11 protein-coding genes are annotated in these 17,494 nt (G+C 59.4%); 6 read left to right on the plus strand and 5 right to left on the minus strand.

Translation table 11 applies throughout. The annotated features are described in order from the left end of the window. The first annotated feature begins 336 nt into the window (after positions 1 to 336). On the plus strand, positions 337 to 714 hold the full coding sequence (locus tag JJD74_RS06465) for a DUF6124 family protein (protein WP_200612350.1): 378 nt from the start codon (positions 337 to 339) through the stop codon (positions 712 to 714). Positions 715 to 808: 94 nt separating this feature from the next. On the opposite strand, the gene JJD74_RS06470 is transcribed toward JJD74_RS06465, so the two are convergent. Then, positions 809 to 1,168 carry a PilZ domain-containing protein gene (locus JJD74_RS06470; RefSeq protein WP_042562190.1) on the minus strand — a complete coding sequence of 120 codons (360 nt, stop codon included), beginning with the start codon at positions 1,166 to 1,168 and terminating at the stop codon, positions 809 to 811. A 240-nt stretch (positions 1,169 to 1,408) separates the two neighbouring features. After that, positions 1,409 to 1,795 carry a tetratricopeptide repeat protein gene (locus JJD74_RS06475; RefSeq protein WP_042560673.1) on the minus strand — a complete coding sequence of 129 codons (387 nt, stop codon included), beginning with the start codon at positions 1,793 to 1,795 and terminating at the stop codon, positions 1,409 to 1,411. Positions 1,796 to 1,967: 172 nt separating this feature from the next. Here JJD74_RS06475 and pyk point away from each other — a divergent pair, with 172 nt between their 5' ends. Continuing rightward, the gene (gene pyk, locus JJD74_RS06480; RefSeq protein WP_042560674.1) at positions 1,968 to 3,419 is read left to right on the plus strand and encodes a pyruvate kinase; all 1,452 of its coding nucleotides are present in this window, start codon (positions 1,968 to 1,970) and stop codon (positions 3,417 to 3,419) included. A gap of 270 nt (positions 3,420 to 3,689) precedes the next feature. Further along, a complete protein-coding gene (locus JJD74_RS06485; RefSeq protein WP_200612352.1) occupies positions 3,690 to 4,988 on the plus strand; it encodes a hypothetical protein in 1,299 nt (432 codons plus the stop codon). 168 nt (positions 4,989 to 5,156) lie between these two features. Here JJD74_RS06485 and JJD74_RS06490 read toward each other — a convergent pair whose 3' ends face one another. The 3 genes from JJD74_RS06490 to JJD74_RS06500 are packed head-to-tail and all read right to left on the minus strand — an operon-like array spanning position 5,157 to position 7,968. Further along, positions 5,157 to 5,906, minus strand: coding sequence for an enoyl-CoA hydratase-related protein (locus JJD74_RS06490; protein WP_047302809.1), 750 nt, complete (start codon positions 5,904 to 5,906; stop codon positions 5,157 to 5,159). Between the two features lie 27 nt (positions 5,907 to 5,933). After that, the gene (locus JJD74_RS06495) at positions 5,934 to 6,869 is read right to left on the minus strand and encodes an iron-sulfur-binding ferredoxin reductase (protein WP_200612354.1); all 936 of its coding nucleotides are present in this window, start codon (positions 6,867 to 6,869) and stop codon (positions 5,934 to 5,936) included. Continuing rightward, complete coding sequence (locus JJD74_RS06500) at positions 6,862 to 7,968, minus strand: GGDEF domain-containing protein (RefSeq protein ID WP_200612367.1); 1,107 nt, start codon at positions 7,966 to 7,968, stop codon at positions 6,862 to 6,864. Before JJD74_RS06500 ends, JJD74_RS06495 begins: the two co-directional genes overlap by 8 nt. Before the next feature lie 590 nt (positions 7,969 to 8,558). Here JJD74_RS06500 and JJD74_RS06505 point away from each other — a divergent pair. The 3 genes from JJD74_RS06505 (at position 8,559) to JJD74_RS06515 (ending at position 17,415) form a co-directional block, all read left to right on the plus strand. Then, entirely contained in the window at positions 8,559 to 10,082 is a 1,524-nt protein-coding gene (locus JJD74_RS06505; RefSeq protein ID WP_042560679.1) for a fumarate hydratase, read from the plus strand. Positions 10,083 to 10,294: 212 nt separating this feature from the next. Continuing rightward, a complete protein-coding gene (locus JJD74_RS06510) occupies positions 10,295 to 14,788 on the plus strand; it encodes a SpvB/TcaC N-terminal domain-containing protein (RefSeq protein WP_200612370.1) in 4,494 nt (1,497 codons plus the stop codon). Continuing rightward, complete coding sequence (locus tag JJD74_RS06515) at positions 14,788 to 17,415, plus strand: RHS repeat-associated core domain-containing protein (RefSeq protein WP_200612373.1); 2,628 nt, start codon at positions 14,788 to 14,790, stop codon at positions 17,413 to 17,415. Before JJD74_RS06510 ends, JJD74_RS06515 begins: the two co-directional genes overlap by 1 nt. Positions 17,416 to 17,494: the final 79 nt, after the last annotated feature.

Here is a 17,494-nt window from a genome sequence, read left to right on the forward strand (position 1 = left end):
CGGTCGCGTCCTTCAGCTGCCAACACGCGGCTACGTTGCCTTGCGCCTTTGCCTACACATCCCTCAGAATCCGCCGGCTTGTGCGCTTTGCTGACGCCCCGTAACTTGGTCCGTGCCGCTGCCAATCAGTGGTCGGGTTTAGTCGCCCGGGTTGTGTGCATTGCGTATAAGCGTCATCCAGTCGGGTATTCCCTATCCCCGCACTCGATGGTGGCTGTTCGCAGGGCGCCCTAGGGCGCGCCGGTTTGTGCACTCCCGGTCGACTAACCTGCTTACAGCCGCCACCCTTTCGTTTAGTCGCGAAAAGTGGAGCCCCAACTACGAGTGTGCGAAACCATGTGCAAAGAAACTCCAAATCCCCCCGAAACCGGCGACTCGGTCTCCCCCTACGAATCAGCCGATTCGAAAAAACTTCACGAAGCCGCCGAAAAAGCCCTCGACCATTACCTCAAACCCGCAGCGCCGCCCTCGCGCAATTCCGTGGATCGCGGCATGCAGATGTTCATGATCGCCCCCGATCTCAATCCCGAAGCCGTGGCCATTCAGACGTACGAGACGTTTTCGTCGGTGAGCATTCTGTTGCTCGATCTGGCAGACAGCCTTGAAGACAAACCGCGGCATCTGGCGATGGCGATTTATCAGTTGAGCGAGATGGGTTTTTTGCTGGCGGAGAAGACGCTGGATAACGAGCGGGCTATCAGTATTTCTGGCTAAAGATCAAAAGATCGCAGCCTGCGGCAGTTCCTGCTGGATGAACATCAATCCTCTGTAGGAGCTGCCGCAGGCTGCGATCTTTTGCTGTTGAGGTTCAGGCAGAGGCCGGCAACGGCTGAAAACTGAAGTACTGGCGCAACGCCTCGACCAGTTGCCCGTATTCCGGGGGCGGTCGTTGCAGGATGAAGCCGGCGTCGTAATGCAGTGGCGTCGCGTCTTCGTGGCACCACAGGCAACACGCGGTGAAGTCGATCACCTGATGACAGCCATCGTCGCCGGGGATTTTCAGGCGCAGATTGAAATCCACACCGATCATCATCGGCAACTGGCTGATCAACATCAGCCCGTCTGCGGACACATTGCCGAGAAAGCCGATGGGTTTGTCGGTGACGCTGTTGAATACTTTCAGGAAATACGGCAGCTGATGCCGTTCGATGCGGCGGTCGGTAAACATGCGCAGTTCGCCATGCAAGGCTCCATCACAGAGCCGCGCTTTTGCTTCGGAACGTGCTGTACGACAGATACGACACAGGCACGCTCTCCCCGCTTCCGGTGTGACGGTCGCTACCTCGCCGCCACATTACAACTGACCAGTCGCAGGTGTTGCCCCGGATTAGAGACTCGGCTCTAAAACCAGATCATTCGACTATAGCTCAGGCTGTACAACCGGCCAGATTTTGTATGACAACTGCCATCAAAAGCGCGTTGGACGCACCACGGCTGCCGCACTGCGCGTCGGGTAGTGGCCCAGGCTCTGCAGGGTTTCCAGACGCGCACGGGCGCGGTAGGCGTATTCGCTGTTTGGATACGAAGCGATGATGAATTGATAGGTCTGCGCCGCGTCGACAAACATCTTTTGTCGCTCCAGGCACTGGCCGCGCATCATCGACACTTCCGGCCACACGTACGGGCGGGCACGGCTGGCGCGTTCGACCTTGGACAGCTCGAGCATCACCTGCTCGCAATTGCCCCGGTCATAGGCGCTGTAGGCGTTGTTCAAATGATGGTTCATCGACCAACGGGTGCAGCCCGTCACGGCGAGGACGCTGAGGGCAAGGGCGGCAATGGGCAACAATCGCATGGGGGTTCTCCTGTCTTGAGCTCTGTATCGACCCATGGTCGGAAATCTTCAGGTGCGTTTGTCCCAAAGTTGCCGGGTTCAATAAAGAAAACAATAAGTAGTGCAAACGAACAATGACTACACCCTCGGAGCATAGTAGCCTCTGCCTGCGCTTGAACTCAGGAGTCTTTGCATGTCCGTCCGTCGTACCAAAATCGTCGCTACCCTTGGCCCGGCCAGTAACTCGCCGGAAGTTCTCGAACAGCTGATTCTGGCTGGTCTGGACGTCGCCCGTCTGAACTTCTCCCACGGCACCCCCGACGAGCACAAGGCTCGCGCGAAGCTGGTGCGTGACCTCGCTGCCAAGCACGGCCGCTTCGTTGCCCTGCTGGGTGACCTGCAAGGCCCGAAAATCCGTATCGCCAAATTCGCCAACAAGAAGATCGAGCTGAAGATCGGTGACCCGTTCACCTTCTCCACCAGCCATCCGTTGACCGAAGGCAACCAGCAAGTGGTCGGTATTGACTACCCGGATCTGGTCAAGGACTGCGGCGTGGGCGACGAGCTGCTGCTCGACGACGGCCGCGTGGTGATGCGCGTTGATACCGCCACGGCCACCGAACTGCACTGCACCGTGACCATCGGCGGCCCGCTGTCCGATCACAAAGGCATCAACCGTCGCGGTGGCGGCCTGACCGCACCGGCCCTGACTGAAAAAGACAAGGCCGACATCAAGCTCGCCGCTGAAATGGAAGTCGACTACCTCGCGGTGTCCTTCCCGCGTGACGCCGCCGACATGAACTACGCCCGTCAACTGCGCGACGAGGCCGGCGGCACTGCCTGGCTGGTAGCGAAGATCGAACGCGCCGAAGCCGTGGCCGACGACGAAACCCTCGACGGTCTGATCCAGGCATCCGACGCGGTGATGGTTGCCCGTGGTGACCTGGGTGTGGAAATCGGCGACGCCGAGCTGGTAGGCATTCAGAAGAAAATCATTCTGCACGCACGCCGCCACAACAAGGCTGTGATCGTTGCGACCCAGATGATGGAGTCGATGATCCAGAACCCGATGCCGACCCGTGCCGAAGTGTCCGACGTGGCCAACGCCGTGCTCGACTACACCGACGCCGTGATGTTGTCCGCAGAATCGGCTGCCGGTCTGTATCCGCTGGAAGCTGTGCAAGCAATGGCACGTATCTGCGTCGGCGCTGAAAAGCACCCGACCGGCAAGACCTCCAGCCACCGCATCGGCAAGGAATTCACCCGCTGCGACGAGAGCATTGCGCTGGCGACCATGTACACCGCCAACCACTTCCCGGGCGTCAAAGCGATCATCGCGCTGACCGAAAGTGGCTACACCCCGCTGATCATGTCGCGCATCCGTTCTTCGGTGCCGATCTACGCGTTCTCGCCGCACCGCGAGACTCAGGCGCGCGCAGCGATGTTCCGTGGCGTGTACACCGTGCCGTTCGACCCTGCTTCGCTTGAGCCGCACGAAGTGAGCCAGAAGGCGATCGACGAGCTGGTCAAGCGCGGCGTTGTGGAAAAAGGCGACTGGGTCATCCTGACCAAGGGCGACAGCTACCACACCACCGGCGGCACCAACGGCATGAAGATCCTGCATGTGGGCGACCCGCAGGTCTGATTGTTCAACTGCCGAACAAAAAACCCGTCATGAGAATGACGGGTTTTTTTTGGGCCTTGCATGGCAGTCAAGGTGTTGCGGGCGCGACGGCACGATGTGGGTGAGGCTCGGTTTTCTGTTGCATTCAAACTGGCTTCACTCTTTGCAATTCGCCCCTGTCAACTGTCATATCTGACAGTAGAAGCAACCTGTTTTTAGGTATCCACTGCATGTTCCTGCGGCGATTTTCGTCGAGGCCACAGGATCCTCTTTATGCAGAAGGAATCGCTCATGAACATGCAACATTTGAATAATGCAGGGAAGCTCGATCTGGACTTTGGTAATAACGGCGTTATGCGAATCGACGTACCGGGTCATCCAGATATCTACATTTCAAGCGTAGGAATCGGACCGGACGGGAAAATCTATTTCGCCGGCACCACCACCCCCTTCCAAGGGGATCGCCTATACCTCCTCGGCCGGTGCAATTCAGACGGCAGCATGGACAACGAGTTTGGTAATGAGGGCTTTGTCACGGGTGTGATTGACGGTTTTGACGTTACTTATTGCCAGGGTTTCACTTTTCAAGCGGATGGAAAAATACTGATCGCTTACCGTTTAAGAGGCGATCGGGTCGCAGACGGGATGGGCGTTGCCAGGTACGACATGTCAGGCCAACTCGATCTGGAGTTCGGTACCAACGGTCGTACGCTGATCGATATTCAACTGTCGCCGCTGGCCGCAGAAGCACCACCAGAAGAGAAGAGCGCAATTGGCAGCAGCGGGGCCAGTGCCAGTGGCATCCAGGCGCTGGCTGACGGAAAAATTCTGGTCTTCAAATCCACCGGGTTCAACGGTCGAAAAACGGTCGGGCTGATAGCCAGGCTCGACAAAAACGGCGCTCTAGACCTGAGTTTCAATCAGGTTGGCTACGTCACCTTCGCTCATCCCGACTCCCTTACATACAACACGACTTTGCGAAGCATCATGGTCCAGGCCGATGGCAATTACCTCGGCTGCGGGAATGTGTTTAGCGATGCGAAAAGAGCTGGCATGTTCGTGCGTTACGACACCACGGGGAAACTTGACCCGACATTCGGCAACGGCGGGTTTGTCATGGTGGAGGACGCTCAGTCACCCAGGTTCAACGCCATGGTCCAGCAGTCCAATCAGCGAATTCTCGGTGTAGGCGAAACACCTGTGAGAGCTACCGGTGATAGCGCCGCCGTGATGTTCAGCCTCGAACGCGATGGCAGCCCGAACATTCAGTTCAACGGTGGCAAGCCACTGTTTACCGAGCTGGGCGAAGGAGCCGCTACAGCCTGGTTGGCGGCGGGTATCCAGAAAGACGGGAAGGCAGTCACAGTCGGGGGGCTCGGCGAGCCGAATGGAGAAGTTGACATCGCCTTGATGCGAACGATTGATGGCACGCTGGATCCGACTTTCAATGACGGTCAGGGTTGGGTAACCACTCACCTGGAGAGTGGCGTGGAGGTGGCAACTGGCATGGCTTTACAGGACGACGGCAAGATCCTGATCTGCGCAGACATGCCCAACAGGAAAGGGGCGCTGTTGCGCTACCACGGCTGATCATCCCGGGGACTTGCGTCATTGCAAAAGCCTCGCTGTTTGACGGCGGGGTTTTTCAATACATGGACGGACCTGATGATCGACTGAACCGCCTCTTTCGCGAGCAAGCTGGTGCCAACCTCTGGGAGCTGGCTGGCCAGCAATGGGGGCGGCCAGAGCAACGAAATTTCAGTGTCGTTTGATAAACCCGGTCAACGCCGCCAACGCTTCCGGCGAACGCAGCCGCTGGGTGAACAAGGCGCCCTCCTCCTCGATCACTTTGCGGATCAACTCGCGATCCGGTGCTTTCATCAATTGCTTGCTGATGCGCACGGCTTGCGACGGTAGTTCATCGAAGCGCAACGCCATCTCCCGAGCCTTGGTCAGTGCAGCCTCGCCACTGCCCAGCGCCTCTGTCGCGATGCCCCAGTCGGCGGCCTGTTCACCGCTAAACCCTTCGCCGAGCAACAGCAGTTCGCACGCTTTGGCGTGCCCAAGCATGCGCGGCAAAATCAGGCTGGAACCGAACTCGGGGCATAAACCAAGGTTGACGAACGGCATGCGCAGTCGCGCATCGCGGCTGACGTAAACCAGATCGCAATGCAGCAACAGTGTCGTGCCAATCCCCACCGCTGCCCCCGCCACAGCAGCGATCACCGGTTTGCGGCATTCGAGCAGGTTGAGCATGAAGTGAAAGACCGGGCTGTCGAGGTCGCCAGGCGGCTGCTGGATGAAGTCAGCGATGTCGTTGCCGGCAGTGAAGCACTCGGCGCTGCCGGTGATCAGCACGGCGTTGATTTCGGGGTCGCTGTCGGCCTGCTTCAACGCCTCGGCGAGACGACTGTACATCGCACGGGTGAGGGCGTTTTTCTTGTCGGGACGGTTCAGGCGCAGGGTCAGCAGACCGCGTTCGCGTTCCAGCAGGATGGTTTCGGTCATGGCATGTCTCGCTACGAAAACAAGCGCTCAACCACGGCTGAGAAATACATCGGCCAGCAGTTGATTACGCGGCAGTCCGGCCAGGTACAAACGCTTGGCAAAGGCGTCGACGCTGGCAGTTGAGCCGCAGACTAAGGCCAGGGTTTGCCGGGAAACAAGGCGCAGTTGCGCCAAAGCGGCGGCTGACTCGGCCGCCGTCCACAGGTCGATCGTGAGGTTTTCACGCTGGGCAGCCAGTGCAACAAGGGGTTTGGCCAGATAGTGTTCGCTGGCGTCATGGGCCAGGTGAATGACACGGATGGCGCCCTGGTGATCCTGGCGCAAGGCTTCGCGCAACACACCAAACAACGGACCGAGCCCCGTACCGGCAGCCAGCAGCCACAACGGTCGGGTGTGCCAGTCGGGATCGTAATGCAACGCACCGCCGCGCAACTCACCGAGGCGGATCGGGTCGCCGATTTGCAGGCGTCGCGCCGCATCGCAGAATTCGCCGGGTTGGCGACAATCGAGGTGGAATTCCAGAAAACGATCTTCTTGCGGCAGGCTGGCCAGCGAATAGGGCCGCGCGATGTGGTTGATCCACAGCACCAGATGCTGTCCGGCGCTGTAGCGCAGCGGCCGTTGCACACTCAGGCGCAAGCGCAGGACGCTGTCGCTGAGCCAGTCCAGCGCTTCGACGATGGCCGGGTGGCCATCCTCGATCGGGTCGAACGTGTGTACCTGCAAATCTTCGATTACCTGACACTGGCACGCCAGACGCCAACCCTGCTGGCGCTGCTCGGCGCTCAGGGCGTCCGGCCGATTATCCGCCGGCAAGCCTTGCACGCACTGCACCAGGCACGCATGGCAACTGCCGGCGCGACAACTGTAGGGCACGGCCACACCGTTCTGATTAAGGGCGTCGAGCAAATTGCCGCCCGCCGCCACCGACCATTGCCGGTCACCGACGCGAAGTTCAGGCATCAACGTTCTCCCACGCGGCCGCACAGCGATTGCGCCCGTCACGCTTGGCCCGATAAAGCGCCTGATCGGCGCGTTGCAGGGCGTCATCGAGGTCATCACCCAAGGCCAGCAGCGTCATGCCAGCCGACAGACTGAGATTACGCACGTTCAGGCCGACCAGTTCAACATTGGTGAAAGCAATGCGCAGACGTTCGCAGCAGGCAGTCAGACGCTCGGCATCGCAATCGGGCAGCAAGACGACGAATTCCTCGCCCCCATAGCGCGCCAGTACGTCGCCGTCGCGCAGGCACGCCTGGGCGACACCGGCAAACGCCTGCAATACCTGATCGCCAGCGGCGTGACCGTAGAAGTCGTTGATGCGTTTGAAGTGGTCGAGGTCGATCAGCGCCAGACCGTGCACGGCATCATTGTCCATCGCATTCAGTTCACGCGAGGCCAGACGCAGGAAGTGCCGACGGTTGAACAGGCCAGTCAGTTCGTCGGTGGCCACAAGGTCTTCGAGCTGACGCATCATGCCGCGCAGGGTGTCCTGATGCGCTTGCAAGGCAAACCGGCGCTGGCGCATGCGTTGACGCGACACCTGAACAAATCGCGCGTAAAGCACCAGCCACGCCAGCACCATCGCCAGGATGCACACCTGCAATGCCGCGAGCGCAGGCTCCGGCAAGCGCAAGTGGTAAGCGTCCCACAAAGTAATTGCACAGAAACTGAAGAACACCAGCAACGCACAGCGGATGAACGCCCGCCGGCTCAGGTGAAACAGTCCAAACAGCAGGATCAGCACGTAGAACACCAGAAAGGCACCACGCGCTTCATCCAGATGAGCGATCAGCCAGGTCTGCCAGCCGAGTCCGAGCAACACTTGCGTTTCGGTCATGCTCGGATCGTCAAAACGCTGGTTGCAACCCGACCAGAACAGGCCAAACAGGATGGCTTGACTGATGACTACGAGCGCGCTGCCGACGGCAATGGTGCCCAAGGACTGGTCGTAATGCCCGGTGAAAAACGCCAGCCACAGCAGCAGTAAAGCCAATCCATAGGTGGCTGCAGCGAGGGCGAAGCGTTTGAGCAAAAGACGTTGAATGGCGTTATGGGTCAATCGTTGACTCACCGTGCGATTGGAGGCTGACCGAGTGTCCTACCCTACAGACCGGCTGCCACTTTAGAGGCGTAGTCGATAAATGACCACCGATTTTCGGGCCCGAAATTTGACGTCAAAAGTGTGGCCCGCATGTATCGCCACAAGCCCCTCACCCTAGCCCTCTCCCAAAGGGAGAGGGAACTGACCGCGTTGTTTTCACAAGCTGCACCGACCTGAGATACCGAGCCGAACCAGCTTCAAACAACACCAGGATCAACGCCCTTCCCCATTGCCCTCTTGGGGGAGAGGGTTGGGGTGAGGGGGAAGGGATTTCAAGTTGCAAATGCAATCCACATCAACTCGCCAACACATGCGACCAACGAATGACTGCCGGCGCGTGTATGCCCCACGTAGGCGCGGTATACTGCCGCGCCTTTTTAGCGTCGCGCCAGCAGCCCCGGCGTGCCCGGCCCGAAGGGCCAGCTTCAAGTTACAAGCTCCAAGCCGCAAGCTGAAGCAGTCCGCGTACTGCTTTGAACTTGCAGCTTGAAACTTGAGGCTTGTAGCTGCCCCATAGAATGTTCCCGTCTTTTAGAGGAGCGCGACTCATGACCGTGATCAAGCAAGACGACCTGATTCAGAGCGTTGCCGACGCCCTGCAGTTCATTTCCTATTACCACCCGGTGGATTTCATCCAGGCGATGCACGAAGCCTACCTGCGCGAAGAATCGCCAGCGGCCCGTGATTCGATGGCGCAGATCCTGATCAACTCGCGCATGTGCGCCACTGGCCACCGCCCGATCTGCCAGGACACCGGTATCGTCACCGTGTTTGTGCGTGTAGGCATGGACGTGCGCTGGGATGGCGCCACCATGAGCCTGGACGACATGATCAACCAAGGCGTGCGCCAGGCTTACAATCTGCCGGAAAACGTCCTGCGTGCCTCGATCCTCGCCGACCCGGCGGGCGCTCGCAGAAACACCAAGGACAACACCCCGGCCGTCATTCACTACTCCATCGTCCCGGGTAACACCGTGGAAGTGGACGTGGCGGCCAAGGGCGGCGGTTCCGAGAACAAGTCGAAAATGGCCATGCTCAACCCGTCCGATTCGATCGTTGACTGGGTACTGAAGACCGTTCCGACCATGGGCGCCGGCTGGTGCCCACCGGGCATGCTGGGCATCGGTATCGGCGGCACCGCCGAGAAAGCGGCCGTGATGGCCAAGGAAGTGTTGATGGAGTCCATCGACATTCACGAGCTGATCAAGCGTGGCCCGTCCAACCGCATTGAAGAAATGCGTCTGGAGCTGTTCGAGAAGGTCAACCAGTTGGGCATCGGCGCCCAGGGCCTTGGTGGCCTGACCACCGTGCTCGACGTGAAGATCATGGACTACCCGACCCACGCCGCCTCGCTGCCGGTGTGCATGATCCCGAACTGCGCCGCCACCCGTCACGCGCATTTCGTGCTCGACGGTTCCGGCCCGGCCTCGCTGGAAGCGCCACCGCTGGACGCCTACCCGGAAATCGTCTGGGAAGCCGGTCCTTCGGCTCGCCGCGTCAACCTCGACACGCTGACCCCGGAAGATGTGCAGAGCTGGAAGCCGGGCGAAACCGTCCTGCTCAACGGCAAGATGCTCACCGGTCGCGATGCTGCGCACAAGCGCATGGTCGAGATGCTGAACAAGGGCGAAACCCTGCCGGTAGACCTCAAAGGTCGTTTCATCTACTACGTCGGCCCGGTCGATCCGGTCGGTGACGAAGTGGTTGGTCCGGCTGGCCCGACCACTGCAACGCGGATGGACAAGTTCACCCGTCAGATCCTTGAGCAGACCGGCCTGTTGGGCATGATCGGCAAGTCCGAACGTGGTCCGACCGCGATCGAAGCGATCAAGGACAACAAAGCCGTGTACCTGATGGCTGTCGGCGGCGCCGCTTACCTGGTCGCTCAGGCGATCAAGAAATCCAAGGTACTGGCGTTCGCCGAGCTGGGGATGGAAGCGATCTACGAGTTCGAGGTCAAGGACATGCCTGTCACCGTTGCGGTGGACAGCCAAGGTGAATCGGTACACATCACCGGTCCTGCGATCTGGCAAAAGAAGATCAGCGAGAGCCTGGCAGTAGAAGTGCAGTAAGCGCTTTACCGCTGTAAAGAGAGGCCGGCCCGTCATACGACGGGCCGGCCTTTTTGTGTCCGCCGTTCACCGCTCGTGCTGTTTAGCGATAAAAACCGATGAAAAGCACACAAAACGATCTTGTGCACCTGTCACATCTGACAGGTTACGCCACGTGCCATTGTTGGTAGCGTCGATTCAACTACGCCACAGCAACTGCACCGGACGCAATCATGGCCGACCAAGAGCTCAGCATCGTTACGCCCTCCATCGCCAAAAGCTCGACAATCGCCACCATTGGCAAGAGTTGGGGCAGCGTCGGCCAGACCGGAGCCGCATCGTTCGAGCTGCCAATTCCGCTTTCCGCCGGGCGTGGCTATGCCCCTCAGATGTCCCTCGGTTACAGCAGCCAGGACGGGAATGGACCCTTCGGGTTCGGATGGAGCCTGGGCGTGAGTCAGATAAGCCGGCGCACCGACAAGGGTGTGCCGCGTTATACCGAGCACGACGAAATCGTCGGGGCCGATGGCGAGGTGTGGATGCCGGAGCTTGAGGCCGACCGCAGCATCAAGTCACGCCCTGAGTCCACGTATGACGGCGTCGTCATTGGCCCGCACAACGTGGTGCGCTACTGGCCGAAAGTAGAAAGCGACTTTGCTCTGCATGAGCTGTGGCAGCCGACGACCGGCCAAGCGCCGTTCTGGCTGGTGCATGGCAGCGACGGTTCGCTGCTCATCTACGGCAAAACCCCGGCATCACGCCGTGCCAGTGCCGATCCGGATAACCCGCTGCGCATTAGCGCCTGGTTGCTCTGCGAGAGTATGAACCCACACGGCGAGCACATCGCCTATGTGTACAAGGCTGACGACCAGAGCCCCGACTCGGTCATCGATTACGGCATCCAGCGCTATCTCGAACGGGTGTGCTACGGCAATTTCACCGCCAGCAAAGACTTATACGCCTGGACGGTGGAAAACCTGGCCGATCTGGATTGGCATTTCCAATTGCTGTTCGACTACGGTGAGCGAACCACTTCGCTGACCGAGGTTCCGGCCTACGACGGCGCAACGCTGCAGCCCTGGCCCGTGCGGGCAGATCCCTTCTCGACCTACGGCCAAGGCTTTGAAGTCAGGACCCGCCGCCTCTGTCGGCAAATGCTGATGTTTCATCACTTCCCGCCGAGCCAAGGGGATCAACCGGTGCTGGTGCGGCGTCTGTTGCTGGAACACAGCGATGCCACGCCGCACTGGCCGCTCAGCCAGATCAGCGCCGCGCACTATCAGGCCTTCGATACCAGCGGCATGGTGGAAAACACACCACCGGTCGAGTTCGAGTATTCCGTTTTCGAAATCAATCAGATCCCCACTCGCCTGTTCGAGACGGACCATCAACCGGGCATCGAGGATGGCCGGTTTTATCAGTGCGTCGACCTGTACGGCGAAGGCGTGCCAGGCTTCTTGTTCCGCTACGACAAATGCTGGTACTACCGCGAGCCGCTGCGAGCAGAGGCCGGAGGCGATGCCATCGGCTATGGCCCGTGGACGGCGCTGGACCTTATCCCGGTTGCCGATCGCAATCGTCCGGTACAACAACTGCTCACCGACCTGACGGGTGACGGGCGCCTCGACTGGGTCACAGCAGAGCCCGGACGCGCCGGTTTCCGCACGCTTGAAGCGACGGGTAAATTCGCCAACTACCTCACCTTCAATGCCTTCCCGCTGGAGTTTTTCCACACGCTGTCGACCTTGGGCGACCTGAGTGGTGATGGTCTGAATTCGATTGCCATGATCGGGCCGAAATCGGTGCGGCTTTACGCCAACCGACGCGAACAGGGTTTCGCCCCGGCCGAAGAGGTGGCGCACGAACCGGCCAATGACCGCTTGCCGTTGTTCAGCAATACCGCCACTGAACTGGTGCTGCTCGGCAATCTGCTGGGCAGCGACATGCCCGAACTGTGCCGCATTCGACACAACGAAATCCGCTGCTGGCCCAACCTCGGTCACGGCCGCTTTGGCGAGGGCCGCAAGATCAGTGACCTGCCCTTCGCCTACGAGCAATTCGATTCGTCGCGAGTGCGCCTCGCCGACCTCGACGGCTCCGGCGCATCGGCGCTGATCTACCTCAAAAGCGATGTTTTCGAGATCTATCTGAACCGTGGCGGCAACGGCCTGGAGCAAACGCCGATCAGCGTGCCATGGCCCGAAGGCGTGCGTTACGACCGTTTGTGCCAGGTGAACTTTGCCGATCTGCAAGGCCTCGGTTGCGCCAGCCTGATACTCACCGTAACGCACATGAAGCCGCAGCACTGGCGCTACGATTTCGTCGCGGCCAAACCGTATCTGCTGACGGCCAGTAACAACAACATGGGCTGCAGCACAAGCGTGGTCTATCGCAGTTCGGCACAGGAATGGCTGGACGAGAAACAACAGTTGATTGCTCTCAAACGCCCAGCGGTTTCGCATTTGCCGTTTCCGGTTACCGTGGTGAAAAAACAGCAGCAACGGGATGAGATCACGGGCAATTGTCTGACGCAGTCGTTCACCTGGTGTGAAGGCGTGTACGACAGCAACGCACGCAAGTTCGGCGGTTTCGGCTGTCTGAAGCAAACCGACAGCGAGAGCGCCACCGGCGATGACGCCGTCGGCTTCAGCCAGCCGGTGCAGGTCCGCACTTATTTTCTTAGCGCGTTATCCATGGATCGGTCGCGTGATTTTTATTTCGACGGGGACAAGGAGGCTGTCGCCCTCGGTAAAACCTTGTTCAGTCTCAGTCCGGCCGACGGGGAATTCGATCAACCGATTGAGCCGCACAATGACGATACCCGATACCAGATTGCCCGGGCGCTGGCCGGCTCTGTCGCGCGCGTTGAAACGTACGCCTTAGCCGATGTGGATAAGCCGGGCGCTATCCCGTACGCGGTGCAGGAGCTGCGCTATCTGGTGCGAGAAATCCGTCGAAAGGACCAGTACGCATCCGCTGTTTTGCTGCCAATGACCCTGGAAACGATCAACTACCAGTACGACCGATTCATGAACGATCCGTTGTGCAGCCATGAGGTCAATCTGCGTTGCAACGAATTTGGTTCGCCAACGCAGGCCCTGCAAGTGAGCTATGCGCGGCGACTGGCTGCAACGGACACACCGCCCTTTACCGATCCCGATGAACAGCAGTGGTGGCGCGACGCGCATGATGAGGCGCAGCAGTCGTTTTATCTGAGTGAAACTCGTGCGCAAACCATTAACCTGACAACGGATTTTCAGAAGTGGCGGCTAGGCTTGCCCTACTTGCAGCGCGGCAATGCGCTGGTGCTGCCCAAAGGCACACTGCCGACCGGGCTCACGCCGGCGCAAGTATCGTTTGAACAGTTGGCGTTGCATCAGGATTCGTCCCACTGGAATACAGCGCGGCTATTGACCAATCAGTCCGTGCAACGCTACATGAGCACCGATGGCGCTGCGCTGGCGGACGGCGTCGCCGAGTTCGAAGCGCTGACAGGTCCGCTGGAATTGGCGCAACTGGACAAGACCGCGCTGGATGCCTACAGCGTCCTGCCGCCCCCCTTCAACATTCATACGGAGTTGATGAAAATCGGCTACACGCCGATGCCGTTTCTGTTTGAAGCACCATCCCCGTTCGATGCAGAACCCGCCCTGAACTCGGCGCACTTCGGGTTTGCCGAATACGCCGGCCTTGATAAGTTCTACAAAGTGCGCAGCTACCGGGAAACCCCCAGCCACGGCCACACCAAGGCCCAATACGATGACTACAACCTCGCTATCACCAGCGTCGTGTTGCCCGATGGCTGTACCACTCGCATCGTCTACGACTACCACGCCCTGCAACCGCAGAAAATCATCGACGCCAACGAGAACACTCAAGAGGCCATTTACGAACCTTCTGGCCAGCCGCTGGCGACCAGTTTCTGCGGCACTGAAAACGGTGAATGGGCAGGGTTCTGCCCGCTGAGTGAATACAAACGTCCCGAGGATCTGCGGCCGGACCTGGCCATAGCCGATCCGGAGGGCGCGGTGCAAAAAGCCGCCAGCACCCTGCGCAAAGACTTGTTCAGCTGGATGGGGCAGATTCCCCTCAGCGACAGCTCCAGCAGCGAATGGATCGCCAGCGGCTATCTACTGCCCAGCGGCCATATTCGGGCCAGCGCACGCCAGCGGCTCGCACGTCGCAGCACGCTGACCGCGGCAGAACAGGCGTTGCTCGATGCGATCACATCGGCCTGGCGCGAGTCTGTGCACAGCGTCGTGCTCAGCGCCGACCGCTACCCCTACGACGAGGTGAAGGCGCAAATCCAGATCATCAAGGCCTGTGTCGACGGCTTCGGCCGAGCCCTGCAAACCCAGCAACTGGTTGACCCGGGCATGGCGTACAAAGTGGTGGATGGCGCGCTCGTCATTGAGGATGGCAAGTATGTCGAGGTATACGCCGACCCGAGGTGGCGCATCAGCGCTCGGGTCGAATACAACAACAAGGGCTTGGCGGTCCGCGAGTATCGACCGCTTTTTGTCGATACCCATGGCTACGTCAACGACGAGTCACTGCACGAACTGGGCTATTTCGATCAGCTGTGCTACGACCCATTGGGACGCATGATCAAACTGATCAACGCCAAGGGCGACTTCTCTTGCAAGATCTATCATCCGTGGTACCAAACCAGCCTGGACTTCAACGACACCGCTGAAGCAGCACCGGACAATGGGCGTTTACGCTGATGCACGCCAGCGTGCACTGGCGCACGCCATCACTCACGGTGAATGATGGTCGTGGCCTGCCGATTCGGCAGATCGGCTACCTGCGCAGCGTCGCCGGGGAGCCTGCAATCGCGCTGATCACCCGCCAGGGTTACGACGTGACCGGGCGCAACGTGACGCAACAGGACCCGCGCTTGACCGTGCCGAACCTTGTGATGGTTCACGGGTTGGGCGGCCAGGTGCTCAAAGTCGACAGCGTCGATGCGGGCTGGCGCCTCAATTTGCCGGGGTTGGCCGGTGAGCCACTGGAGCGCTGGGACGAGCGCTGCAGCCATTGGCGTACGACCTTCGACACTCGGTTGCGTGTGGTGACAGTGGAGGAAAACGGCCAGGCCGATGTCGATATTTTTACCTACGCCGATGCCTCGGCGGATCCCGGGCAAAACCGGCGCGGGCAGTTACTGGCACAAAAGGACGCGTCTGGTACGTTGCACATGGACAGCTATGGTCTGCTCGGCCAACCGCAGAGAGAAACCCGCACTTTTGTTGATGGCGAGGCGTTCACCAGCCAGCGCATTTTCAGTCCACTGGGCGCGGTGCTGGAACAGACCGACGCCGGCGGGCATCAACAGCAATCGCGCTATGGCCTGACCGGGCACATGAAGCAGGTGCGATTGCGACTGAGCGGTAACACTGATTGGCAACCGGTGATATTCGATATCCGCTTGAACGCTGCCGGGCAGATCACCGAGCAACACGCTGGCAACGAGGTGATCAGCCAGTGGACTTACGATCCGGCCAATGGTCGCTTGCGGAGCCAGTCCAGCCGCAAAGGCAGCGATCCGGTGCTGCAAAGTTTCGAGTACAGCCATGATCGCGTCGGCAACATCACCCGTATCGAGGACCACACCTTCCAGACGGTCCATTACGCCAACCAGGTTATCGACGGCCACCGCGACTTCACCTATGACTCCCTCTACCGACTGACTCGCGCCACCGGCTACGACGACAGCCCGCTATCAGATATCCCTGGCCTGCCACAGCCAACCGATCCGAAAAAACGCCTCAATTACACCCAGACGTATCAATACGACAACGGCGGCAATCTGCTCGAACTGCGCCATGTGCGCGCTGACGCCAGCTACACGCGACAGATGCGCATGGATGCGAACAGCAACCGTGGCGTGCGCTGGCAACCGACCGATCCTGAACCGGACTTCGATCAACTGTTCGACCGCCACGGTAACCTTCTGGCCGTACAACCCGGCCAACCACTGAAATGGAACGCTCGTGACGAACTGCAAAGCGTCACCCGGATTCACCGCGAAGACGGTCGCGCCGATGCCGAGCATTACCACTACAGCGCAGGTGCCCGGGTATTCAAGCGCCATGAAACCTTTGCCGGTACCACCGGACACTTTCATCAGGTGCGTTACCTGCCGGGGCTGGAAATCCGTACGAAAGACAATGGCGAAGAGTTGCACGTCATCAGTGCAGGCAGTGCGCGCTGCCTGCACTGGGTAAAAAATCCACCTTCAGGTGTGCAGCGCATTCAACTGCGCTATAGCCTTGTCGACCATTTGGGCTCCTGCGTGATGGAACTCGACGAGCACGCAAAAACCATCAGCCACGAAGGCTACTACCCGTTTGGCGCCACGGCGTGGCTGGCCGCGAAATCGGCGATTGAGGTCAGCTACAAGTTCGCGCGTTATAGCGGTAAGGAAATGGATATCAGCGGTTTGTATTACTACGGTGAACGGTATTACGCGCCCTGGTTACAGCGCTGGATAAATCCCGATCCGTCAGGCTCGATAGACGGCCTGAACCTTTACTGCATGACGGGGAACGACCCGATCAACTTTATCGATAGGCAAGGGACGACGAGGACAGCGGCGCAAACAGTGACCCTTACAATAAGTCCTGGTCCCTCGACGCCCCCGGAATCAGTGAGTAATCCACGCGACAATCCGCCTCCACTGCCGCCACCTGAACCCAGTAAACCCTGGAAACTGAGGGCCAGGGATACCGCCCGCAACGCCGCCAATTCGAGAGTCGGTCTGGCACTGCTTCCAACCGGTGGATCATCGCCGGCCACTGGAGCCATGGTTGCAGCAATGGTTGCCAGTGTTGGGCAGGTCGTCGTGCATTCCACACTCTTTAATCCAGGTTGGTCCCCTCCCGGAAGCTGGGATCCGGCAACCGGTGGCGGCTTGCCGCCTGCAGAAGTCACTCAGGATGCCAACCGAATGTTCAATCAAATCAACGTCGCTGCCACCCTTGCCGCCACGTTGGCAGGAGCGGTGCTGGGACCGATAGTGGGAGGTTATGTCGACGATTTGAGAGACACCCAAAATATAAGAGCAAAGAACGCCAAGGCAGAAAAAATGATCGACAGGATCGACGGCCTGATTGCCGAACACCGCGTGATGGACCAGGTATCCAGGAAGGCGCAAAACGCACTGCGTGATCAGGTTCTGGAAGTTGAAGAGCTGACGGGGATTACCTGGGACTCCATGAATCAGCTGGAAAAAATAGGCCGATTACGACCTCTGGAGAGCGCTGTCGACGTGTCCACGCAAACTGTAGCTGTTGATCGACAAGTACGTTTGCGCGTCCCGATGAAAGCGCGCAAATTAGCCAAGCGCTGAGGGCTACAGAAGTTTCAGTGTTCTTGTTTCTTGCGACGGGCGCCATGCTATGGTGCCCGCCCGACTCCTACCTTGCTCG

The sequence above is a fragment of the Pseudomonas sp. MF6776 genome (assembly GCF_016613125.1).
Classification (GTDB): Bacteria; Pseudomonadota; Gammaproteobacteria; order Pseudomonadales; family Pseudomonadaceae; genus Aquipseudomonas; species Aquipseudomonas iridis.

Coding starts and splice junctions, on each gene's coding strand:
- JJD74_RS06505 (WP_042560679.1), top strand. CDS start 8,559: ATGACCGTGATCAAGCAAGACGACCTGATTCAGAGCGTTGCCGACGCC.
- JJD74_RS06495 (WP_200612354.1), bottom strand. CDS start 6,869: ATGCCTGAACTTCGCGTCGGTGACCGGCAATGGTCGGTGGCGGCGGGC.
- JJD74_RS06515 (WP_200612373.1), top strand. CDS start 14,788: ATGCACGCCAGCGTGCACTGGCGCACGCCATCACTCACGGTGAATGAT.
- JJD74_RS06510 (WP_200612370.1), top strand. CDS start 10,295: ATGGCCGACCAAGAGCTCAGCATCGTTACGCCCTCCATCGCCAAAAGC.
- JJD74_RS06485 (WP_200612352.1), top strand. CDS start 3,690: ATGAACATGCAACATTTGAATAATGCAGGGAAGCTCGATCTGGACTTT.
- JJD74_RS06490 (WP_047302809.1), bottom strand. CDS start 5,906: ATGACCGAAACCATCCTGCTGGAACGCGAACGCGGTCTGCTGACCCTG.
- JJD74_RS06465 (WP_200612350.1), top strand. CDS start 337: ATGTGCAAAGAAACTCCAAATCCCCCCGAAACCGGCGACTCGGTCTCC.
- JJD74_RS06475 (WP_042560673.1), bottom strand. CDS start 1,795: ATGCGATTGTTGCCCATTGCCGCCCTTGCCCTCAGCGTCCTCGCCGTG.
- JJD74_RS06470 (WP_042562190.1), bottom strand. CDS start 1,168: ATGTTTACCGACCGCCGCATCGAACGGCATCAGCTGCCGTATTTCCTG.
- pyk (WP_042560674.1), top strand. CDS start 1,968: ATGTCCGTCCGTCGTACCAAAATCGTCGCTACCCTTGGCCCGGCCAGT.